19 protein-coding genes and 1 pseudogene are annotated in these 21,318 nt (G+C 69.0%); 17 read left to right on the top strand and 3 right to left on the bottom strand.

The window, feature by feature from the left end:
* Positions 1-37: 37 nt before the first annotated feature.
* A pseudogene (locus ACIQ6S_RS06465) lies at positions 38-2,407 on the bottom strand (3-hydroxyacyl-CoA dehydrogenase/enoyl-CoA hydratase family protein).
* Between the two features lie 118 nt (positions 2,408-2,525).
* Positions 2,526-3,149 (bottom strand): TetR/AcrR family transcriptional regulator, encoded by a 624-nt coding sequence (locus ACIQ6S_RS06460; RefSeq protein ID WP_297866272.1) that lies wholly within the window; start codon positions 3,147-3,149, stop codon positions 2,526-2,528.
* A 247-nt stretch (positions 3,150-3,396) separates the two neighbouring features.
* Between ACIQ6S_RS06460 and ndk the strand changes: the two genes are divergently transcribed.
* From ndk to tadA, 16 genes are all read left to right on the top strand, one after another.
* On the top strand, positions 3,397-3,822 hold the full coding sequence (ndk, locus tag ACIQ6S_RS06455; protein ID WP_397607634.1) for a nucleoside-diphosphate kinase: 426 nt from the start codon (positions 3,397-3,399) through the stop codon (positions 3,820-3,822).
* Between the two features lie 7 nt (positions 3,823-3,829).
* Positions 3,830-5,017 carry a 23S rRNA (adenine(2503)-C(2))-methyltransferase RlmN gene (gene rlmN, locus ACIQ6S_RS06450; protein ID WP_397607633.1) on the top strand — a complete coding sequence of 396 codons (1,188 nt, stop codon included), beginning with the start codon at positions 3,830-3,832 and terminating at the stop codon, positions 5,015-5,017.
* Entirely contained in the window at positions 5,004-5,780 is a 777-nt protein-coding gene (gene pilW, locus ACIQ6S_RS06445) for a type IV pilus biogenesis/stability protein PilW (RefSeq protein ID WP_397607632.1), read from the top strand. The genes rlmN and pilW overlap by 14 nt, the downstream gene beginning before the upstream one ends.
* Complete coding sequence (locus ACIQ6S_RS06440; protein WP_397607631.1) at positions 5,777-6,694, top strand: RodZ domain-containing protein; 918 nt, start codon at positions 5,777-5,779, stop codon at positions 6,692-6,694. The genes pilW and ACIQ6S_RS06440 overlap by 4 nt, the downstream gene beginning before the upstream one ends.
* A gap of 57 nt (positions 6,695-6,751) precedes the next feature.
* Positions 6,752-7,402, top strand: a complete 651-nt coding sequence (locus tag ACIQ6S_RS06435) for a YfgM family protein (RefSeq protein WP_397573891.1) — start codon at positions 6,752-6,754, stop codon at positions 7,400-7,402.
* A 3-nt stretch (positions 7,403-7,405) separates the two neighbouring features.
* On the top strand, positions 7,406-8,623 hold the full coding sequence (gene bamB, locus ACIQ6S_RS06430) for an outer membrane protein assembly factor BamB (RefSeq protein ID WP_397573890.1): 1,218 nt from the start codon (positions 7,406-7,408) through the stop codon (positions 8,621-8,623).
* Between the two features lie 4 nt (positions 8,624-8,627).
* Complete coding sequence (gene der / locus ACIQ6S_RS06425) at positions 8,628-10,025, top strand: ribosome biogenesis GTPase Der (RefSeq protein WP_397607630.1); 1,398 nt, start codon at positions 8,628-8,630, stop codon at positions 10,023-10,025.
* 642 nt (positions 10,026-10,667) lie between these two features.
* A complete protein-coding gene (gene moeB, locus ACIQ6S_RS06420; protein WP_397607644.1) occupies positions 10,668-11,831 on the top strand; it encodes a molybdopterin-synthase adenylyltransferase MoeB in 1,164 nt (387 codons plus the stop codon).
* 57 nt (positions 11,832-11,888) lie between these two features.
* On the top strand, positions 11,889-12,779 hold the full coding sequence (folD, locus tag ACIQ6S_RS06415) for a bifunctional methylenetetrahydrofolate dehydrogenase/methenyltetrahydrofolate cyclohydrolase FolD (RefSeq protein WP_397607629.1): 891 nt from the start codon (positions 11,889-11,891) through the stop codon (positions 12,777-12,779).
* A 9-nt stretch (positions 12,780-12,788) separates the two neighbouring features.
* On the top strand, positions 12,789-13,682 hold the full coding sequence (locus ACIQ6S_RS06410; RefSeq protein WP_397607628.1) for a TRAP transporter TatT component family protein: 894 nt from the start codon (positions 12,789-12,791) through the stop codon (positions 13,680-13,682).
* Positions 13,683-13,696: 14 nt separating this feature from the next.
* Positions 13,697-14,710, top strand: coding sequence for a TRAP transporter substrate-binding protein DctP (gene dctP / locus ACIQ6S_RS06405; RefSeq protein ID WP_397573887.1), 1,014 nt, complete (start codon positions 13,697-13,699; stop codon positions 14,708-14,710).
* Positions 14,707-15,201 carry a TRAP transporter small permease gene (locus ACIQ6S_RS06400; protein ID WP_297866261.1) on the top strand — a complete coding sequence of 165 codons (495 nt, stop codon included), beginning with the start codon at positions 14,707-14,709 and terminating at the stop codon, positions 15,199-15,201. Before dctP ends, ACIQ6S_RS06400 begins: the two co-directional genes overlap by 4 nt.
* Positions 15,198-16,484: a TRAP transporter large permease gene (locus ACIQ6S_RS06395; RefSeq protein WP_297866260.1), complete on the top strand. Its 1,287-nt coding sequence runs from the start codon at positions 15,198-15,200 to the stop codon at positions 16,482-16,484. Before ACIQ6S_RS06400 ends, ACIQ6S_RS06395 begins: the two co-directional genes overlap by 4 nt.
* A 40-nt stretch (positions 16,485-16,524) precedes the next feature.
* Positions 16,525-17,979 (top strand): IMP dehydrogenase, encoded by a 1,455-nt coding sequence (guaB, locus tag ACIQ6S_RS06390; protein WP_297866259.1) that lies wholly within the window; start codon positions 16,525-16,527, stop codon positions 17,977-17,979.
* A gap of 3 nt (positions 17,980-17,982) precedes the next feature.
* Positions 17,983-19,551 (top strand): glutamine-hydrolyzing GMP synthase, encoded by a 1,569-nt coding sequence (guaA, locus tag ACIQ6S_RS06385; protein WP_297866258.1) that lies wholly within the window; start codon positions 17,983-17,985, stop codon positions 19,549-19,551.
* An 89-nt stretch (positions 19,552-19,640) separates the two neighbouring features.
* Entirely contained in the window at positions 19,641-20,117 is a 477-nt protein-coding gene (gene tadA, locus ACIQ6S_RS06380) for a tRNA adenosine(34) deaminase TadA (protein WP_397607627.1), read from the top strand.
* A 1-nt stretch (position 20,118) separates the two neighbouring features.
* Here tadA and ACIQ6S_RS06375 read toward each other — a convergent pair whose 3' ends face one another.
* The gene (locus tag ACIQ6S_RS06375; RefSeq protein ID WP_397607626.1) at positions 20,119-20,592 is read right to left on the bottom strand and encodes a DUF2721 domain-containing protein; all 474 of its coding nucleotides are present in this window, start codon (positions 20,590-20,592) and stop codon (positions 20,119-20,121) included.
* A 123-nt stretch (positions 20,593-20,715) separates the two neighbouring features.
* On the opposite strand from ACIQ6S_RS06375, the gene orn reads away from it, so the two are divergent.
* A complete protein-coding gene (orn, locus tag ACIQ6S_RS06370; RefSeq protein ID WP_397607625.1) occupies positions 20,716-21,285 on the top strand; it encodes an oligoribonuclease in 570 nt (189 codons plus the stop codon).
* The last annotated feature ends 33 nt before the right edge of the window (positions 21,286-21,318 follow it).

Genomic DNA, 21,318 nt, shown 5'->3' with positions numbered 1-21,318 from the left:
CGGGCGCGCCGGCGGCCTTGGCCGCCGACACAAAGGGTCAATTCCGCAGCGGCTTGCCGGTCTTCAGCATGTGCGCGATGCGCTCCTGCGTCTTCGGCATCTGGGCGAGCGCGACGAAGTGCTCGCGCTCGAGGCGGATCAGCCAGTCCTCGTCCACGGTGGCGCCGCGGTCGATCTCGCCACCGGAGAGAACGGTCGCGATGCGCGTGGCGATCTCCATGTCGTGCGGGCTGATCATCCGGCCCTCGAGCATGTTCACCAGCATCATCTTGAAGGTGGCGATGCCGACGTCGCCGGCCGCGGTGATCGTGCGGTTCGGCAGCGGCGGGCGGTAGCCGGTCTCAGCGAGGCCCAGCGCGACCTGGCGGGCGACGTGCAGCAGCTCGTGCTCGTGGAAGACGACGATGTCGGCATCGCGCAGCAGGCCGAGTTCCTTGGCTTCGAGGGCGGAGGCCGAGACCTTGCCCATCGCCACGGCTTCGAACAGCGGCTTCAGTTCGGCGAACACGTCGCCGTTCTTCGCCTTGGCCGAGGCACGGCCGGCGAACTCCTTCAGGCCGCCACCGGCCGGCAACAGGCCGACGCCCGCTTCGACGAGGCCGATGTAGCTCTCGAGGTGGGCCACGGTACGCGCCGAATGCATCTGGAACTCGCAGCCGCCGCCGAGCGCGAGGCCGCGAACGGCCGCGACCACCGGTACCAGCGAGTACTTGATGCGCTGGCTGGCCGCCTGGAAGGTGGCGACCATCGCATTGAACTCGTCCAGCTTGCCGGCCTGCAGGGCGCCCAGAGCGCCGGCCAGGTCGGCACCGGCCGAGAACGGGCCCTTCGGCTGCCAGATCACCATGCCGCGGAAGTCCTTCTCGGCGACGTCGATCGCCTGCAGGACCCCAGCCAGCACGCCGTCGCCGACGGTGTTCATTTTGGTCTTGAAGCTCAGCACCGCGATGCCGTCGCCGTCGGTCCAAAGGCGCACGGCGTCGGTCTCGAACACCGTCGTGCCGGGGTTGGCCGAGGCCTCGCCGATGACGGTTTCCGGGAAGCGCTGGCGGCCGTAGACGGCCAGCGAGGAGCGGGGCAGGGCGGCGTTCTGCGCCGGGCTGAAGCTGCCGTCCTTGCCGTGCACGCCGGCGCGGCCGTCGGTCACCCAAGCCGGCAGCGGGGCCGTGCCCATGGTCTTGCCAGCGGCGATGTCCTCGGCGATCCACGCGGCGACCTGCTGCCAGCCGGCGGCCTGCCAGGTCTCGAACGGGCCGAGGTTCCAGCCTTAGCCCCAGCGCATGGCGAAGTCGACGTCACGCGCGGTGTCGGCGATCGAGTGCAGGTGGAAGGCGGCGTAGTGGAACAGGTCGCGGAAGATCGACCACAGGAACTGCGCCTGCGGATGCGCGTGGGCGCGCAGCTTGGCGAACTTCTCGGCCGGGTTCTTGATCTTCAGGATCTCGACCACTTCAGGATTCGCTTCCGCGCCACTGGGGCGGAAATCCTGCTTGGCGAGATCGAGGACGAGGATGTCCTTGCCCTTCTTGGTGTAGAAGCCCGCGCCGGTTTTCTGGCCGAGCGCGCCCTTGGCGATCAATGCCTGCAGCCAGGCCGGCGCGTTGAAATACGCGTGCCAGGGATCGTCCGGCAGGGTGTCGCGCATGGTCTTGATCACATGCGCCATCGTGTCGAGGCCTACCACGTCGCAGGTGCGGTAGGTCGCCGACTTCGGGCGGCCGATCAGCGGGCCGGTGACGGCGTCGACTTCATCGAAGCCGAGGCCGAGACGCTCGGTGTGGGGCATGCCGGCGAGGATCGAGAACACGCCGATGCGGTTGCCGATGAAGTTCGGCGTGTCCTTGGCGTAGACGACGCCCTTGCCAAGCGTGGTCGTGAGGAAGGTCTCGAGGCCTTCCAGCACGCCAGCCTCGGTGCCCTTGCACGGAATCAGCTCGGCGAGGTGCATGTAGCGCGGCGGGTTGAAGAAGTGCACGCCGCAGAAGCGCGGGCGCACCGCCGCCGGCATCGCGTCGGCGAGGCCGTTGATCGACAGGCCCGAGGTGTTCGAGGCGACGATGGCATGCGGCGCGACGTGCGGAGCGATCTTCTCGTAGAGGTCTTTCTTCCACTCCATCTTCTCGGCGATCGCCTCGATGATGAGGTCACAGTCCGCGAGGAGGGCGAGGTGCTGCTCGTAGTTCGCCGGGATGATCGCGGCGGCCTTGGCTTTGCTGGCCAGTGGTGCGGGCGACAGCTTGCCGAGGTTGGCGATGGCCTTCTGGACGATGCCGTTCTTGTCGCCTTCCTTGGCCGGAAGGTCGAAGAGCAGGGTGTCAACGTCAGCGTTAACAAGATGAGCGGCGATCTGCGCGCCCATCACGCCGGCGCCGAGCACCGCCACTTTGCGGATACGAAGCTGGGACATGAGGAACTCCGGTGGGGAGGCGAACGGGAAAACGGGTGGAAAGCGGAAGCGTACGGCGGCGTACGTTAAAGATACGCCAGCGTATGGTCAACCCAGGGCCGGGTGGCCCGGTCGGGCCTCAGCCGGCCCGGAGGCCGGCGGCGGCGAACCGCACCAGCTGTTGGGCGGCCTTCTCGCAGTGCTGTTTCTCGCTGGTACCGGCCGGGCGTTTGATCAGGCCGAAGTCGGCCATGGCGTAGGTCAAGGCGCCGGCAACGAAGTCGAGACGCCAGTAGAGGTCTTCCTTGGGGAGGCCCGGCACGCACTCGGCGATGGCCTTGGCGAACTCGCGGAGCACGTGGCCGTAGTTGTCCGAAAGGAACTTGCGCAGGCCGTCGTTCTTCTCGGCGAAAGCGCGGGCCAGGACGCGGACGAAGGCCGCGCCGCCGTGCTGGCGGTCCAGCGTGAGCGCCAGCGGGGGTTCGATGAAGGCGCGCAGAACGGCCTCCAAATTGCCCGGGTGGGCCTGCCGGGCCTCGACGAGGTGCTTCAGCCGCTTCTCGCTCATGTCGTCCATCCGGCGCCGGAAGACCTCGTTGACGAGGTTCTCCTTCGAGCCGAAGTGGTAATTGACGGCGGCGATGTTCACGTCGGCGCGGCTGGTGACCTGGCGGAGCGAGGTCCCGGAGAAGCCGTGGATGGCGAACAGTTCCTCGGCGGCGCCGAGGATGCGTTCCTTGGTGTTGAAGTGGGTGGTGCTCATTCGGGCCTCGTTTCAAACGCTTGTTCGATGCTCCGGCCAGTCACCGGCAGCTGTCAAGTGCTTGATTGAATCAAGCGGACGATCATGGTCGCCGCCGGGGCGTGCGGCGTCGCGAAAGGCACGGTTCCGGGCGTCTTCACACCCTCAGTCCGGCCTGCGGAATGTGCCGTAACCCGCTGTCTTTTTTGATATTCGCTGCTTATACTCTCAGCCTTAGCTGTTTTCCTATTGACAAAGGTTTGCAAACATGGCCGTAGAGCGCACCATTTCGATCATCAAGCCCGACGCCGTCGCGAAGAACGTGATCGGTCAGATCTACGCGCGTTTCGAGAACGCCGGCCTGAAGATCGTCGCCGCGAAGATGAAGCACCTCTCGCGCAAGGAGGCCGAAGGCTTCTACGAGGTCCACAAGGAGCGTCCGTTCTTCAACGCGCTGGTCGAGTTCATGATCTCGGGCCCGGTGATGATCCAGGTTCTCGAAGGCGAGAACGCCGTGCTCAAGAACCGTGATCTGATGGGCGCCACCAACCCGAAGGACGCCGCGCCGGGCACGATCCGCGCCGATTTCGCGCAGTCGATCGACGCGAACGCCGTCCACGGTTCGGACAGCCTCGAGAACGCCGCGATCGAAACCGCGTACTTCTTCAGCGCCACCGAGCTCTGCGCGCGCTGAAGCGGCGATGGGCACGGTTGACGCTCCTGCCGTAGTGCTTCCGCCGGTTCCTCCGGCGTCGCCGGCGCGCGTCAACCTGCTCGACCTCGACCGCGTGGCCGCGGAGGATTTCTTCGAGCGCGAGCTCGGGGAAAAGCGCTTCCGCGCCCACCAGGTGATGAAGTGGATCTACCACCGCCATGTCACCGACTTCGGTGGCATGACGGATCTCGGCAAGGCGCTGCGCACGAAGCTGGAAGACCGCTGCGAGGCCCGCCCGCCGAAGGTGATGTTCGACAAGCCCTCCACCGACGGCACGCACAAGTGGCTGCTCGGCATGGATGCGGGAAATGCCGTCGAGACCGTCCTGATCCCGGACAAGAACCGCGGCACGCTCTGCGTGTCGAGCCAGGTCGGTTGCGGACTGAACTGCCAGTTCTGCTCCACCGCGACGCAGGGCTTCAACCGCAACCTGACCGCCGCCGAGATCATCGGCCAGGTGTTCGTCGCGGCGCGCCACTTGGGCAATGTCCCGCACAAGGACCGCAAGCTCACCAACGTCGTGATGATGGGCATGGGCGAGCCCTTGCTCAATTTCGAGAACGTCGTCACCGCGATGAACCTGATGCGCGATGACCTTGGTTTCGGCCTCGCCAGCAAACGCGTCACCTTGAGCACCGCCGGCATGGTGCCGATGATCGACCAGCTGGCGGCGCGCTGCGACGTGGCCTTGGCCGTCTCGCTGCACGCGGCCAACGACGAACTGCGCACCCAGCTCGTCCCGCTGAACAAGAAGTACCCGATCGCCGAGCTGATGGCCGCCTGCCTGCGCTACGTGCGATCCACCAAGATCGATTCGATCACCTTCGAGTACACGCTCATGAAGGGCGTGAACGACCAGCCCGAGCATGCCCGCGAGCTCGCGGCGTTGATGCGCCAGTTCTGCCGTCAGGCGCAGGACGGCCATGCCGCGAAGGTGAACCTGATTCCGTTCAATCCGTTCCCCGGCACGCGCTTCGAGCGCAGTGGCGAAACGGAGATCCGCGCCTTCCAGAAGAAGCTGCTCGATGCCGGCATCCTGACGATGGTGCGCCGCACTCGGGGCGACGACATCGATGCCGCCTGCGGCCAGCTGAAGGGGCAGGTGATGGACAAGACGCGCCGACAGGCCGAATTCCGCCGCAAGCTCGAGGGCAGCGCGGATGCGGCGGCCTGATCGCCTCCTGCATCTGCTGCTGGCCGCCCTCGTCCTGGCGGGCTGCGCGTCAGCGCCTGCGCCGCGTGCTGCGGGCACCCCTCACCACACCTCGCCGATCGCCCAGCGCTCGATCAATGCCGCGCAGGCCTTGCTGGAGCGCGGCGATGCCGCTGGCGCGCTGGTCGAGGCCGAACTGGCCGTCAAGTCGGATTCGCGCAGTGCCCAGGCGAGGGTGATGCGCGGTACCGCCCTGGAGGCGCTCGGACGAGGCCTCGAGGCGGGTGACGACTACAAGCAGGCCCTTCGGCTTTCGCCCGCGAGCGGCCCGGTGCTGAACGCCTATGGCGCCTGGCTCTGCCGGGCCGGCCGGACCGACGAGGCCCTGAAGGCGTTCAGTGATGCGGTCGCCGACGAGGCCTACCGGCAGCCCACGCAAGCCTTGGCCAACGCGGGCAGTTGTGCCTCCGAAGCGGGGCGCGACGAACAGGCCGAGTTCAATTTCCGGGCCGCGCTCACTCTGGCGCCCCAGCAGGCGCAGGCGCTCTCGGGCATGGCGCGGCTCGAACATCGCCGTGGCGATGCCCTGAAGGCGCGGGCCTTCCTCCAGCGCCGCGAAGCCGTGGCTCCGCTCACGGCGCCGGAGTTGGCCCTGGCCATCGAGATCGAAACCGCCGCGGGCGATGCCCGTGCCGCGGCGCGTTACCGCAACCAGTTGGCGACCCTCGCTGCCGAGGTCGAAGCCAGCTCGCCCCCTTCCGACACGGGTAGTTCGAAACAGTGAGCACTTCGGACCAGAACCACGGCATCGCCGCGCGCCTCAAGGCCGCGCGCCTCCAGCAAGGCCTCGAGATCGAAGCGCTGGCGCGTGAACTCAAGAATCCCCGTGCGGTGCTCGAGGGCATCGAGCGCGGCGACTGGGCGCGTCTCGGCGCGCCGGTGTTCGCCCGTCATCTCGTCGGCCGCTATGCCAGCCGCCTGGGCGTGAGTGTTGATCTCGACGAGGTCGTCCAGCGCGTCGAGGCTCCGGTCCTCCGTCCGCAGGTGTCCGTGTCCCGCATGGGCCGCATCGCCGACGTGTCGATGCGCAACGCGGCCTACGTTGGAGGCAGCCTTCTCGTCCTGCCGCTCGTGTACCTCGCACTGTCGCGGACCGCCTCCGGTCCGGCCGAGTACCGCCCTCTCGATCCGGTGCCCACCGAAATCGTTGCGCCGGCCCCGAGGGCGGTGGTGCCGTCTCCCGCCATTGCAGCGCCGTCCACGACGGACGAATCGGCCTTGGCCGATGACGGCGACGCCGTCGTTCCGGTCGGCATCCCCGGCACCGAGGCCGTCGCCGCTTCGGCGCCGACCGACCAGCCCGTCGAATCACCGTCCGCGTCGTCAGGCCCCACCCCGGTGTCGGCGAGTCTGGCTGGCGTGCTGCCATCGGCCCCGCAGCTCGAACTGCGATTCACCGGCGACAGCTGGATCGAGGTCTTCGGGCGCGACGGCGGCGTGGTCGAGCGCGCGCTCGCCCGCGATGGGGAAGCGCGCCGTTTTGCCGCCGCCGACATCGGTCGGGTCACGATCGGCAATGTCGAGGCGACGGAGGTCATGCTGAATGGCTCGCGCGTGAATCTGGACACGGTGCGCGCCGCGAACGTCGCCCGCTTTGCGCTATCCTCCGACGGCTCGATCGAGGCCGTCGCGCGTTGAAGCCGCGGGGGCCTCGCCCCATCCCCTGACAAGCCGCGATTGCCGCGGTGACGGCTCATGTCCAACGACCAGATCGACGAATACGAACAGGGCGAACGCGTCCGCAAGTGGCTTCGTGACAACGGCGGCTCCGTGCTGGGCGGCATCGCGATCGGCCTCGCTGCCATCGTCGGCTTCCAGACTTGGCAGGGCCGGCAGGATGCGCAGAAGCTCGAAGCCGCCAAGCAGTTCGAGAGCTTCCTCACCGCGCAGGAAGCCGGCGAAGCCGAACAGGCAGCCGGTCTTGCCGCATCGCTGACGGCCAACTACGCCGAGACGCCGTATCCCGCGCTCGCGGCCCTGCGTCGCAGCGCCGCCCTCGTCAACGAGGACAAGGCCGAGGACGCCCTCAAGGCGCTCGAAGGCGCGCTGCCGACCACTCGCGATGAAACGCTGCGCCAGCTGATCCTGCTGCGCGCCGCCCGTGCGGAGCTGGTGCTCGGTCGCCACGACGCCGCGCTGGCGCGCCTCGAGGGCATCGATCTCGACGGCTACGCCGCGCTCCGCGACGAGCTTCGCGGTGACGCCCTTGCCGCACAGGGCAAGCGCGATGACGCCCGCGATGCCTACCAGAAGGCCCTGACGGGCACCGACGTCGCCTCGCCGACGCGTGTCCTCCTCGAACTCAAGCTCGCCGATACCGGCGGCTCCACGACACCGGAAGCCTGATCCATGCGCAAGCTCCTCGGCCTGGCCATCGTCGCCGCGCTCGTCCTCCCGGGCTGCACCACCGTCCGCGACTGGTTCCGCACCGACAAGGCGAAGTCCACCGATCCGACCAAGCTCGTTGAGATCGAAGGCGCCCGCGAGGTCGAGAAGCTTTGGTCGGAATCGCTCGGTGATGGCGAGGGTAGCCTCGGCTTCCGCCAGCGTCCCGGCTTCGACGGCAGCACCCTGTACGTCGTCGCCGATGGCGGCGACCTTCGCGCCATCGACGTCGAAACCGGCGACGAGCGCTGGGAGCGCGATCTCGAGGCGCTTTCGAACAGCCGCGGCTGGCGCCTGTGGGAGAGCGGCGTCCGCGAAGGCGGGCTGCAGTCTTCCGTCGGCGTCGGCGAGGGCCTCGTGGTCGTCGCCGGCCGCAGCGGCACGGTGTTCGCGGTGTCCGCCGACAGCGGCGAGCCGCGCTGGGAAGCGCAGGCGTCGGCCGAAGTGCTCGCCATGCCGTTGATCGCCAACGGTCTGGTGGTGGTGCGGTCGCAGGATGGGCGGGTGTTCGGCCTGAATGCGGCGGACGGCAAGCAGCGCTGGGCGTTCGACCGGGCCATTCCGACCCTGAGCTCGCGCGGTGCCAGCACGCCGCTGGCCGCCGCGGGCCTGATCCTCGTCGGCAACGACGACGGCACGGTCGTGGCGCTTCGTCCCGATGACGGCCTCCCGGTCTGGGAAGCGCCCGTCGCCGAGCCGGAAGGCCGCAGCGAGCTGGACCGCCTCGTCGACATCGACGGCGACCTCGCCGTCGGCGCCGATGCGGTGTATGCCAGCAGTGTCCGCGGGATCACCGCGGCGATTGCGATTTCCTCGGGCCAGATCGCCTGGACGCGCGACAACGGCGGCGCCAACAGCATCGATCTCACGGCCGATGGCGTCCTCGTGGCCGACAAGGGCGGCACGCTGTGGTCGCTCGATCGCGCGAGCGGCAGCGCCCTCTGGCGCCAGGAAGCCCTGATCCGCCGCCAGCCCACCGGCCCCGTGCTCGCCGGCACCTACGCCGTCGTCGGTGACCTCGAAGGCTACCTGCACTGGTTCGACCCGCGCACCGGCTCGTTCATCGCACGCGAGCGCGTGGGTGATGCGCGCATCATCGCCACGCCCATCGTCACGCCGACGGGCACGGTCGTCGCCGTGACCGACGAAGGCCGCCTCGCGGCCTATCGCGTCGTCGAGTAATCGCATGCTGCCCCTTGTCGCGCTGGTCGGTCGGCCGAACGTCGGCAAGAGCACGCTGTTCAACGCACTGACGCGCACGCGCGACGCGCTCGTCCACGACCAGCCCGGCGTCACGCGTGACCGCCACTACGGCGTGTGCCGGTTGGAACCGGCGCGTCCCTTTGCCATCGTCGACACCGGCGGTCTGTCGGGCGAGGAGTTCGGCCTCGCCGGTGCCACCGCCAAGCAAGCGCGCGCGGGTGTCGAGGAAGCGGACCTCGTCGTTTTCGTCGTGGATGCCCGCGAGGGGCTGGCCGCGCTCGATCGCGAGATCATCGGCTGGCTGCGCAAGACCGGCAAACCGCTGGTTCTGGCCGTCAACAAAACCGATGGACTCGACGAGTCCGACTGCATGGCGGAGTTCGCGAAGTTCGGCATCGCGGATGCACTCCCACTCGCAGCGTCCCACCAGCGTGGCGTGCCGGATCTCGTCGAGCTCGTGCAGTCCCGGCTGCCGGCGGATCGCGACCTCTCGGTGCTGGAAGACGATCCGCAGCGCATCCGCGTCGCCTTCGTCGGCCGTCCGAACGTCGGCAAGAGCACGCTGGTGAACCGCATGCTCGGCGAAGAGCGGATGATCGCCTCCGACGTGCCGGGCACCACGCGGGATTCCATCGCCGTCGACCTCGAGCGCGACGGCAAGTTGTATCGGCTGATCGACACCGCGGGCCTACGGCGCCGCGGCAAGGTCGAGGAGGCCGTCGAGAAGTTCAGCGCCTTCAAGACGCTGGCGTCGATCGAGCACTGCCAGGTCGCCGTGGTGCTGGTGGACGGCACGGAAGGCATCACCGACCAGGACGCGACCGTGCTCGGGCACGTGCTGGAAGCCGGTCGCGGCCTCGTCGTCGCGGTGAACAAATGGGACGGCCTGAGCACCTACGAGCGCGAGCAGAACCGCGTGTTGCTCGAACGCAAGCTCATGTTCGCACCGTGGGCCGAGCGGATCACCATCTCCGCCTTGCACGGCAGCGGCCTGCGCGAGTTGTTCAAGGCCGTGAACCGCGCCCACGCTTCGGTGACGAAGACGTTCGGTACCAGCGAGATCAACCGCGCCTTGGAAGTGGCCTACGAAGGCAATCCGCCGCCGTCGGTGCGCGGCCATGCGCCCAAAATGCGCTATGGCCACTCCGGTGGCAGCACGCCGCCGACCTTCATCGTCCACGGCTCGCGCCTGAAAGGGTTGCCGGAAAGCTACCGGCGCTATCTCGAGAACTTCTTCCGCAAGCGCTTCAAGCTGGTCGGCACGCCGGTGAGGTTCGAGTTCCGTGAGGGCGACAACCCTTACGAGGGCAAGAAGAACGTGCTGTCCGAGCGGCAGGTGGCGAAGCGCCGCCGGCTGATGCGCTTCTCCAAGAAGCGCTGACGGCGCGGCCGTTCCATGGCCGCCCGGCCCGTCGATCCTTCCTTGCTGTCCTCGTCGCTGCGGCGATTGGGGGCTGCCCACCGCACCGACGCCGAACGCGTGCCGCTGGCCCGCGCGCGGGGACGCGTGCTGGCGGAAGGCGTCGCCGCCACGGCGGGCTCCGGAGTTGCGTTGCCTGCGGGGCATCGGCTGCGTCCCGCCGACCTTGGAGCGCTCGCCGCACGCGGCCTCGCCGAGGTGCCGTGCGCACGGCGGCCAACCGTCGCGGTCTTCAGCAGCGGTGACGCCCTGCGTCCGCCGGGGCAGGCGCTCGGCGCGGGCGAGCGCCACGATGCCGCCCGTCCGGTCCTGCTGGCCTTGCTGCAGACGATGGGCCTCGATCCCGTCGCCTGGCCCATCCTGCCGGGCGACCCGCAGCGCGCTGCACCGGCCCTCCACGACGCGGCCCAGGCCTTCGACCTCGTCATCGCGTGCTCGGAGGCGACTGGGGAAGGTGCCTCCCGGCTCTCGGCCCTGATCGACGGTGCCATCGCCGCGCCATTCGGCGAGCGCGCCCCGCGCTCGGTGCTTCTGGTGTTGCCCGACGATCCGGAGCGCCTTGAAGCGATGTGGCCGGTGACCGGCGAGGCGCTGATCGACGCCATGCAGGGCGTGGCCAGCGCGTTTCCGCCGGAGTGCGAGGTGGCCGAGGTGGCGGCCCTCGTGGCTGCGGGTGCGCACTTCTACGACGTGCGCGAGGCCGAGGAACATGCCCTCGGCTTGCCCGACGGCGCGCGGCCGCTGCCGCTTTCGACTCTGGAAGGCAGTGGCGCCGCGCTTCCTGTGGACGGTGCTCCGCTGGTGCTGATCTGTGCGCGCGGCCAACGGTCGCAGCGCGCGGCGGCGCTGCTGCGTGGGCGGGGAGTCGTCGACGTGGCCAGCGTCCGCGGTGGTTTCGACGCTTGGCGGTCCGCCGGATTCCCCCTCGCGTCTGGAGGTGCTTCCGCGGTCACCCCGGCCTTCGACGCCGATGCGCTCGCGCGCTACGACCGCCACCTCCGCTTGGCCCAGGTCGGTGCCGCAGGCCAGCAGCGCCTGATGGCCTCGCGCGTGGTGGTGGTGGGCGCCGGCGGGCTCGGTTCGCCAGCGGCGTTCTACCTCGCGGCCGCGGGCGTGGGCACGCTCGTTCTGGTCGACGACGACCGGGTCGAGCGCAGCAACCTGCAGCGCCAGATCCTGCACACCGACGCTGCCGTCGGCTCGGCGAAGGTGGTCTCGGCCCGCGAGAGGCTGCTGGCATTGAATCCCCGCCTGCGCGTGGACGGCGTGCAGGCACGGTTGGCGCCGGAGAACGTCGAGGCCCTGCTACGTGGCGCCGATGTCGTTATCGACGGCAGCGACAACTTCGCCACGCGCTACCTCGTCGACGCCGCCTGCCGCGAGTTGGCGCTGCCGTTGGTGTGCGGCGCGGTGGAACGCTTCACGGGCCAGGTGTCGGTGTTCGACGCCGGCCGCCAGCGGGGCAGGGCGCCCTGCTATCGCTGCCTGTTCCCGGAGCCGCCGGGCGCGGACGCCGCGCCGAACTGCGCCGAGGCCGGGGTGCTGGGCGTGCTGCCGGGGCTGATCGGGATGCTGCAGGCCACCGAGGCGCTGAAGCTGCTGCTGGGCATCGGTGATCCGCTGGTCGGGCGCCTGCTCACCGTCGACGCGCTCGGCATGCGCTTCCGCGAATTGGCGCTCGAGGCGGATCCCGACTGCCCGGGTTGCGGCACGCACGCCGTCTTCGACGGCTACGCCGCGATCGAGACCTTTTGCGCTTCGCGCTAACGGCGTGAAGGTGGCATGCGATAATCCGCCGCTTTCCAGCACGGACCCGAACCTCCGATGAGTGCGCGCCTGCTCGACGGCAAAGGCATCGCCGACCGCTTGCTCGATGATCTCGCCGCCCGCGTGCAGGCCCGGCTTTCCGCCGGCCAGTCGCGGCCGGGCCTTGCGGTGGTCCTGGTGGGCGACGATCCGGCGTCGGCGGTGTACGTGCGCAACAAGCGGCGCGCCTGCCTGAAGGTGGGCATCGAGGCGCATGACTTCGACCTGCCGGCCGACACCAGCGACACCGAGCTCGTTGCCCTGATCGACCGTCTCAACGCCGATCCCACCATCCACGGCATCCTGCTTCAGCTGCCGCTGCCCGGCGGCCGCGACGGCCGCGAGATCATCCAGCGTATCGATCCGCGCAAGGACGTCGACGGCTTCCATCCGGAGAACGTCGGCCGCCTCGCGCTGCGGCAGTTCGGCCTTCGCCCGTGCACGCCTCGCGGCATCACCACGCTGCTGGGTTATGCCGACCGGCCGGTGCGCGGAGCGAATGCCGTCGTCGTCGGCGTGAGCAACCACGTCGGCCGCCCGATGGTGCTCGAGCTGATGATCGCGGGCTGCACCGTCACCGCCTGCCACAAGTTCACGCCGCGCGAGGTGCTGCAGCGGCAGATCGAACAGGCCGACATCCTCGTCGTTGCCGTCGGTCGTCCGGGCATCGTGCCCGGCGAGTGGGTGAAGCCCGGCGCGGTCGTCATCGATGTCGGCATCAACCGGATGGACGACGGGCGCCTCGTCGGCGACGTCGGGTTCGACGTGGCGCGCGAGCGCGCGAGCTGGATCACCCCGGTGCCTGGCGGCGTGGGGCCGATGACGGTGGCCACCCTGATGCAGAACACCATCGAAGCCGCCGATGCGGCCGATCGCCCCGGTCACGAGCTTTACACCTACGCCCGATAGGCTGGCCGAATGACCGCACCGTGCCCCCGCTTCGCCGAATCCCGCTCCGCTGCTCTGCGCAAGGCGGTGCTTGCGCTGCTGGCCGTCCTCGCTACCGGTTGCGCCTCGATCGTCGGCAATGCGACGCAGCGCCTCGCGGATAACCTCGGCAGCGCGGTGCTGAATGCCGACGACCCGTCCACCGTCCGCGACGGTCTCCCGGCTTACCTGCTGCTGCTCGACGGCCTGCTGGAAGGCGACCCCGAAAACGTCGGCACCCTGCTTGCAGCGTCGAATCTCAACGGCGCTTACGCGGGCAACTTCACGGGTTCTGATACCGCGCGCGCCCAGCGCCTGGCCGCCAAGGCGCTCGCCTACGCCAAGCGCGCCACCTGCCTCGAGGAAGACGCGCTCTGCGCGACGCTCGAAGGCAACCCGGACGACTTCGCCGCTGCGCTCAAGGGCGTGGGCGACGAGCGCATCGGCCTGATGTATGGGCTCGCCGCGGCCTGGGCCGGTTACATCCAGGCGAACCGCGACGACTGGGGCGCGGTGGCCGACCTGCCCAAGGTGGAGGCCCTGCTCCAGCGGGTGGTCGCCATCGATCCGAACCACGACGGCGGGCTGCCGCTGGTCTACCTCGGCGTCCTGAACTCGCTTCGGCCCGAGGCCGTCGGCGGCAAGCCCGAGCTGGGCAAGGCTTACTTCCAGCAGGCGATCGACGCCTCGGAAGGGCGCAATCTGTACGCCAAGACGCTGATGGCGGAATTCCACGCGCGCCTGGTCTTCGACCAGGCCCTGCACGACCGCCTGTTGAACGAGGTGCTGGCCGCCGACCCGAAGGCGCCGCGCTACACGCTGATGAACACGCTGGCCCAGGTGCGCGCGAAGGCGCTGCTGGAGTCCGGCAAGGACTATTTCTGAAGGACGCCCCCCCGATGATCCGTCGTTTCCTGCTCCCGATCCTGCTGCTGGCGCTCGCCCCGGCGCTGTTCGCCCAGACCCAGACCCTGCGCCTCGCCACGCTGGCCCCCGACGGTTCGCCGTGGATGCGCGAGCTGCGTGCGGCCGCCGAGCAGGTGAAGGCCGAGACCGGCGGCCGCGTGGAGATCCGCTATTTCCCTGGCGGCGTGATGGGCAATGACCAGGCCGTGCTGCGCCGCATCCGCCAGGGCGGCCAGCTGCAGGGTGGGGTGCTCACCTCGAGCGAGCTGTCGCTGGTCTACCCGGACGCGCCCGTCTACACGCTGCCCTTCATGTTCGCGAACTGGGCGGAAATCGACCGCGTGCGGCCGAAGGTCGATCCTCTGCTGGCCTCCGGCTTCGCCGAGCGCGGTTTCCACATGCTCGGTGCATCGGGCGTGGGCTTCGCTTACCTGATGAGCGCCAAGCCGATGGCCGGCGTCGAGGATGTCCGCCGCGCCAAGCTGTGGGTGCCGCAGAACGACGCCATCGCCGAGATGACCTTCCGCGAGGGCGGCGCCAGCCCGATTCCGCTGCCGATCGGTGACGTCTTCACCAGCCTGCAGACCGGCATGGTCGACATGGTGGCGAACACGCCGGCCGGGACGGTGGCCTTGCAGTGGCATGGCCGCCTGAAGTCGCTCTACGACCTGCCGCTGGTCTACGTGGTGGGCTTCATCGTCGTCGACCAGCGCGCGTGGGCGCGCATCGCCCCCGCCGACCAGGCCATCGTCGACCGCATCTTCAAGGCGGCGTCCGCACGGGTCGACCAGACGATCCGCCGCGACGACGTCGCGGCGCTCGAGGCGATGAAGAAGCAGGGTCTCACCGTCGTGACGCCGACGCCGACCGACGCCGAATACTTCCGCGAAGTCGGCCGTCGGGTGCTCGCCCGTCTCGAGGCGGAGCAGGGCATCAGCCCAGCCATCCTGAAGGCCATTCGCGACGCCAAGGCGGCAGGGGCGGCCCCGGCGGGCGGCCAGCCTTGAGCCAAGGCGCGCTCCAGCCCGTCCTCCGCGCGCTGCATCGTGCCGAGGACGCCTTGCTTGCCGCGGCCCTCGGGAGCCTGCTGGTTCTGGCTGTAGTGCAGATCGTGCTGCGCGTGGGCTTCGACGAAGGGCTGGCCTGGGCTGAGGCGATCAGTCGTGCTGGCGTGCTCTGGCTGGCGATGCTCGGTGCCTTGGGGGCGGCGCGCCAGCAGCGCCACATTGCCGTGGATGCGATTCCGCGCTTGCTGCCTGATGCGGCGTGGCGGGCCGTGCACGTGCTGACGCAGTTCGCCGCTGCGGCGCTCTGTGGCTGGGCGGCTTGGGTGGGCTGGGGCCTGATGGTGTCCGAGCGCGAGTTCCCGCTGCCCTTCGTGGCCGGTATCGAAAGCTGGGTGCCGATGCTGGTGCTGCCCTTCGGTTTCGGCCTGCTGGCCGTGCGCTTCGTGCTGTCGGCCTTCGCGCCCCGGCCCATCGACGAGCCTGCGCCGTGAGCCTCGAGCTGCAGATCGGCCTGCTCCTGTTGCTCGCCGCCCTCGGCATGCCGCTGTTCGCGGTGATCCTGGGCATCGCACTGGTCGGCCTGCAGGCCGCAGGCTACGAGCAGGCGGCACTCACCGAGTTCTACGGCCTTGGCGACATGCCGGGCCTGATTGCGATTCCGCTGTTCACGCTGGCGGGCTACCTGCTCAGCGAAAGCGGTGCGCCGAAGCGGCTCGTGCGGCTCTCCGACGCGCTGCTTGGCAGCCTTCCGGGCGGCCTGGCGATTGTCGCGATCGTTGCCTGTGCGTTCTTCACTGCGTTTACCGGCGCCTCGGGCGTCACCGTGGTGGCGATGGGCGCACTGCTGTATCCGGCCTTGAAGGCCGCCGGCTACCCGGACCGCTACAGCCTCGGCCTCGTCACCGCGGCAGGCAGCCTCGGCCTGCTGTTCGCCCCGTCGCTGCCGCTGATCCTGTACGGCTTCATCGCGGCGCCGATCGCCACGAATCCCACGGTCAGCGTGCAGGACCTGTTTCTCGCCGGCCTCCTGCCGGGGGCACTGATGCTGGTCGTGCTGTCCGCCCATGCGATGTGGGTGGGACGGGCGGTGCCTTCGACCGGCAAGGCTTTCGATGCCCGTGAACTGTGGGCGGCCGTGAAGGATGCGCGTTGGGAGCTGCCTTTGCCGGTGGTGGTGCTGGCCGCGATCTACCAAGGCGTGCTTGCGGTCAGCGAAGTGGCGGCGCTCACCGCCGCCTATGTGCTGGTGGTGACGGTGCTGGTGCGTCGTGAACTGGCCTTCCGCCAGTTGCCGGGCGTGATGGCCGAGGCGATGCGCATGGTAGGCGCCATCCTGCTGATCCTGGGTGCCGCGCGCGCCCTGTCCAACTGGTTCATCGACCAGGACGTGCCGGGCCGGCTCTATGCCCTCGTCAGCAACCACATCGACAGCCCGCTGGAATTCCTGCTGGTGCTGAACGTGTTCCTGCTGGTGGTGGGCATGCTGGTCGACATCTTCTCGGCCATCGTCATCCTCACCCCACTGCTGATGCCGCTGGCGGCCCAGTTCGGGGTCCACCCGGCGCATTTGGGCATCGTCATGCTGGCCAACCTGCAATTGGGCTATTTCACGCCGCCGGTCGGTATGAACCTGTTCATCGCGTCCTACCGGTTCAAGGTGCCCGTCACGACGCTGGTCCGCGCCACAGCGCCATTCCTGCTCCTCTTGGGCGCCTCGGTGCTGGTCATCACGTGGTGGCCGGCCCTGTCGCTGGGCCTGCTGGGCGGGGGCTGAACCGGTTAGAATGTCGCGCTTCCCAGTTCCGGAGCAGTCCATGCTGCGCATCCAGGCGGAAGCCCTCACGTTCGACGACGTCTCCCTGATCCCGGCCCATTCGGCCGTGTTGCCCAAGGACGTCTCCCTCGCCACCCGCCTGACGCGTGGCCTCTCGTTGAACCTCCCGATCGTCGCCGCCGCCATGGACACCGTGTCCGAGGCGCGGCTCGCCATCGCGATGGCGCAGCTCGGCGGCATCGCCATCATCCACAAGAATATGAGCGCGGAACGGCAGGCCGCCGAGGTCGCCGAGGTCAAGAAGTTCGAGGCCGGCGTCATCCGCGAGCCGTTCACCGTCACCCCGGGCACGACCGTGGGCGAGGTGCTGAAGCTCACCGCCGCCCGCCGCATCTCCGGCGTGCCGGTGGTGGATAACGGCCAGCTCGTCGGCATCGTCACCGGCCGCGACATGCGCTTCGAGACCCGCCTCGACGCCCCGGTGAGCAGCATCATGACCGGCAAGGATCGCCTCGTGACCGTGCGCGAAGGCGCCACGGACGAGGAAGTGCTCGCCAAGCTGCACCAGTACCGCATCGAGAAGGTGCTCGTCGTCGATGACGCCTTCGCGCTGCGCGGCCTGATCACCGTCAAGGACATCCAGAAGGCCCGCGACAACCCGAACGCCGCGAAGGACTCGAGCGAGCGCCTCGTCGTCGGCGCGGCCGTCGGCGTGGGTGGTGACACCGAAGCGCGCGTCGAGGCCCTCGTCGCCGCCGGCGTCGACGTCATCGTGGTGGACACCGCGCACGGCCATTCGCAGGGCGTTCTCGACCGCGTGGCCTGGGTGAAGAAGACCTTCCCGCACCTGCAGGTCATCGGCGGCAACATCGTCACCGGCGATGCCGCGCTGGCGCTTGAGGCGCATGGCGCCGACGCCGTGAAGGTGGGCGTGGGCCCGGGCTCGATCTGCACGACGCGCATCGTCGCGGGCGTGGGCGTGCCGCAGATCACCGCCGTGGGCATGGTGGCCGACGCGCTGAAGGGCCGCATCCCGCTGATCGCCGATGGCGGCATCCGCTACTCGGGCGACATCGCCAAGGCGATCGTCGCCGGTGCCTCGAGCATCATGATCGGCGGCCTGTTCGCCGGCACCGAGGAATCGCCGGGCGAAATCGAACTCTTCCAGGGCCGCAGCTACAAGAGCTACCGCGGCATGGGCAGCCTCGGCGCCATGCAGCAGGGCAGCAAGGACCGCTACTTCCAGGACGCCTCCGACGCCGACAAGCTCGTGCCCGAAGGCATCGAAGGCCGCGTGCCCTACCGCGGCCCGCTCGCCAACGTGGTGCACCAGCTCGCCGGTGGCCTGCGCGCCTCGATGGGCTACGTCGGCTGCGCCAGCATCGAAGAGATGCGCACCAAGCCGAGTTTCGTCCGCGTGACCAACGCTGGCACCCGCGAGGCCCACGTGCACGACGTGCAGATCACCAAGGAACCGCCGAACTACCGGCAGTAAGCGATGACCGACATCCACAGCGACAAGATCCTGATCCTCGACTTCGGCGCGCAGTACACGCAGCTGATCGCCCGCCGCGTCCGCGAGCTGGGCGTTTACTGCGAGATCTGGGCCTGGGACCACGACCCGGCCGACATCGCCAAGTTCGCGCCGAAGGGCATCATCCTTTCGGGCGGCCCGGAGTCGACGACGGAAGCCGGTTCGCCGCGCGCGCCGCAGCCGGTCTTCGACCTGAAGGTGCCGGTGCTCGGCATCTGCTACGGCATGCAGACGATGGCCATGCAGCTCGGTGGCCTGGTGGAAGGCGGCCACGACCGCGAGTTCGGTTACGCCGAAGTGGAAGTCGCCTCGGCCTGCCGCCTGCTGGATGACCAGAAGGACCACCCGGGCTCGCCGCCGCGCATCGATGTGTGGATGAGCCACGGCGACCGCGTCACCCGCCTGCCGGAAGGCTTCAAGATCACCGCGCGCACGCACAGCGTGCCGATCGTCGCGATGGCCGACGAGTCCCGCCGCTACTACGGCGTGCAGTGGCACCCGGAAGTGACGCACACCAAGCAGGGCACCGAGCAGCTGCGCCGCTTCGTGGCGGAGATCTGCGGCTGCGCCACGCTGTGGACGGCGGCCAACATCATCGAGGACCAGATCGCCCGCGTGCGTGCCCAGGTCGGCGATGACGAGGTGCTGCTGGGCCTGTCCGGTGGCGTCGATTCGTCCGTGGTGGCCGCGCTGCTGCACAAAGCCATCGGCGAGAAGCTGACCTGCGTGTTCGTCGACACCGGCCTGCTGCGCTGGAACGAAGGCGACCAGGTGATGGCGATGTTCGCCCAGCACATGGGCGTCAAGGTCATCCGCGTCAACGCGGCGGATCGCTTTTACGGCGAGCTGGCCGGCGTGCAGGACCCGGAGGCCAAGCGCAAGATCATTGGCCGTCTCTTCATCGAGATCTTCGAGGAGGAATCGAAGAAGCTCACCAACGTGAAGTGGCTGGCGCAGGGCACGATCTACCCGGATGTGATCGAGTCGGCCGGCAGCAAGACCGGCAAGGCCCACGTCATCAAGAGCCACCACAACGTGGGCGGCCTGCCGGAGCGCATGCAGCTCAAGCTGGTCGAGCCGCTGCGCGAGCTGTTCAAGGACGAGGTGCGCCGCATCGGCGTCGAGCTCGGTCTGCCGCGCGAGATGGTGTTCCGCCATCCGTTCCCGGGCCCGGGCCTGGGCGTGCGCATCCTCGGCGAAGTGAAGCGCGAGTACGCCGAGATCCTCGCCCGCGCCGATGCCATCTTCATCGAAGAGCTGCGCAAGGCGGGCTGGTACGACAAGACCTCGCAGGCTTTCGCGGTCTTCCTGCCTGTGAAGTCGGTCGGCGTGGTCGGCGATGCCCGCGCCTACGAGTGGGTGATCGCGCTGCGCGCCGTCGAGACCATCGACTTCATGACCGCGCACTGGGCGCACCTGCCGTACGAGTTGCTCGACGTGGTGGCGCGGCGCATCGTCAACGAACTGCGCGGCGTCAGCCGCGTGGTCTACGACATCTCCGGCAAGCCGCCCGCGACCATTGAATGGGAGTGAGGCGATCGCTTGCGCGCCTCTGGCGCGCGATCGCCGAGCTGACCGGCCGCAAGGCCGGTCCGGGGGAGCCCAATTAGCGGTTGAGTCCCATGCAGAATCAGGAAGCCATCGACGCCCACTGGATGCGCTGTGCCCTCGAACTCGCCCGCAAGGCCGAGCGCGAGGACGGCGAGGTGCCGGTCGGTGCCGTGTTGGTCGCTGCCGACGGTTCAGTGCTGGCCGAGGGCGGCAATCGGAACATCACCGAGCATGATCCGAGTGCCCACGCCGAGATCGTGGCGATGCGCATGGCAGGGCAGGTGCTCGGCAACCACCGGTTGCTTGGTGCCACGCTCTACGTGACGCTCGAGCCGTGTGCCATGTGCGCGATGGCCATGGTGCATGCGCGTATCGCGCGGGTCGTCTACGCCGCGAGCGACCCCAAGACCGGTGCGGCCGGCAGCGTCTTCGACCTCATCGCCGACCCTCGCCACAACCACCGCGTGGCGGTCGAGGGCGGCGTGCTGGCCGAGGAGGCGTCGAGCATGCTGACGAACTACTTCCGCGCCAAACGCGCGAAGGCGTGAATCAAGCGCCGCGCCGGCGCTTCGCCAAAGCGATGTCGAGTTCGGTGTCGAGGCTGCGCACCGCCATGCTCACCTCGCGACCCATCGCGACGGCTGCCCCGAGGAGGCAACCCATGCCGAGGATGGCCAGCAGGGTGGCGATGATCCCGATGCGAGCCTCCACCAGCGCGCCGCCGGCCAGGGCGAGGCTGGTGCCGATGAAGCATCCGAGCGCCACATAGAGCATCCAGCAGGCGCGCAGCACCAGCGCGGCGCGGCGGCGATGTTCGGCGATCTGTGTCTCGTGCTCGGACAGGGGCGGGGCTTCGCCGTCGGGATCGCCCTCGCCGAGCACCAGCAGCCGGAGGCGGTCCACGACGCGGGCCAGCCGGGCGTTGGCCGAAATCAGCAGCGATCCGGTAGCGGCCATCAACAGGGCGGGGGCGAGCATCGCGCCAATGACGGTGGGGTGGGCGAGGGTATCGGTCAGCGGCATCGGAGTCTCCGGAACGCCGGGATGATCGCGCAGCTCCTGGGAGACTGACAAACGGCGTCAATTCTGGGGATGCGCGGCAGGGGGCGCGGCCAGAGCCCTGAACGGAATCGTTACACTCCGGCGATGACGAAGCCCGCCGCCGATGACGCCCGCCTGATCTGGATCGACCTCGAGATGACCGGGTTGGACCCGATGTCCGATTCCATCATCGAGATCGCCACGATCGTCACCGACCGTGATCTCAACGTGCTGGCCGAGGGGCCCTCGCTGGCCGTCCGCCATGACCTCGCCACGCTGGAGGCGATGGACGAATGGAATCGCGGAACGCATCGGAAGTCCGGGCTGTGGGATCGCGTGCTGGCCAGCACGCACTCGTTGGCCGAGGCCGAGGCGCTGACCTGCGATTTCCTTTCGCCGTGGATCGCCGCCGGCAAGTCGCCGATGTGCGGCAATTCAATCTGCCAGGACCGGCGCTTCCTCGCCCGGCTGATGCCGCGGCTCGAGAAGTGGTTCCACTACCGTAACCTCGACGTCTCGACGGTGAAGGAGCTCGCGCGCCGCTGGGCGCCCGGCGTCCTCGAGGGCATGCAGAAGCAGGGCGCCCACACGGCCTTGGCGGACGCGCGGGAGTCCATCGAGGAACTCAGGCACTATCGTCGCCACATGGGTGCGCTCGGCGGCCAGATCGGCTGACCGGCGCGCCCATCCGCGACGCACCGGGAGGGA

It is taken from the genome of Silanimonas sp., assembly GCF_044377035.1.
GTDB lineage: Bacteria > Pseudomonadota > Gammaproteobacteria > Xanthomonadales > Xanthomonadaceae > Silanimonas.
Note: the sequence above shows the minus strand (reverse complement) of the source record. Positions and strands in the feature narration are given on the sequence as shown.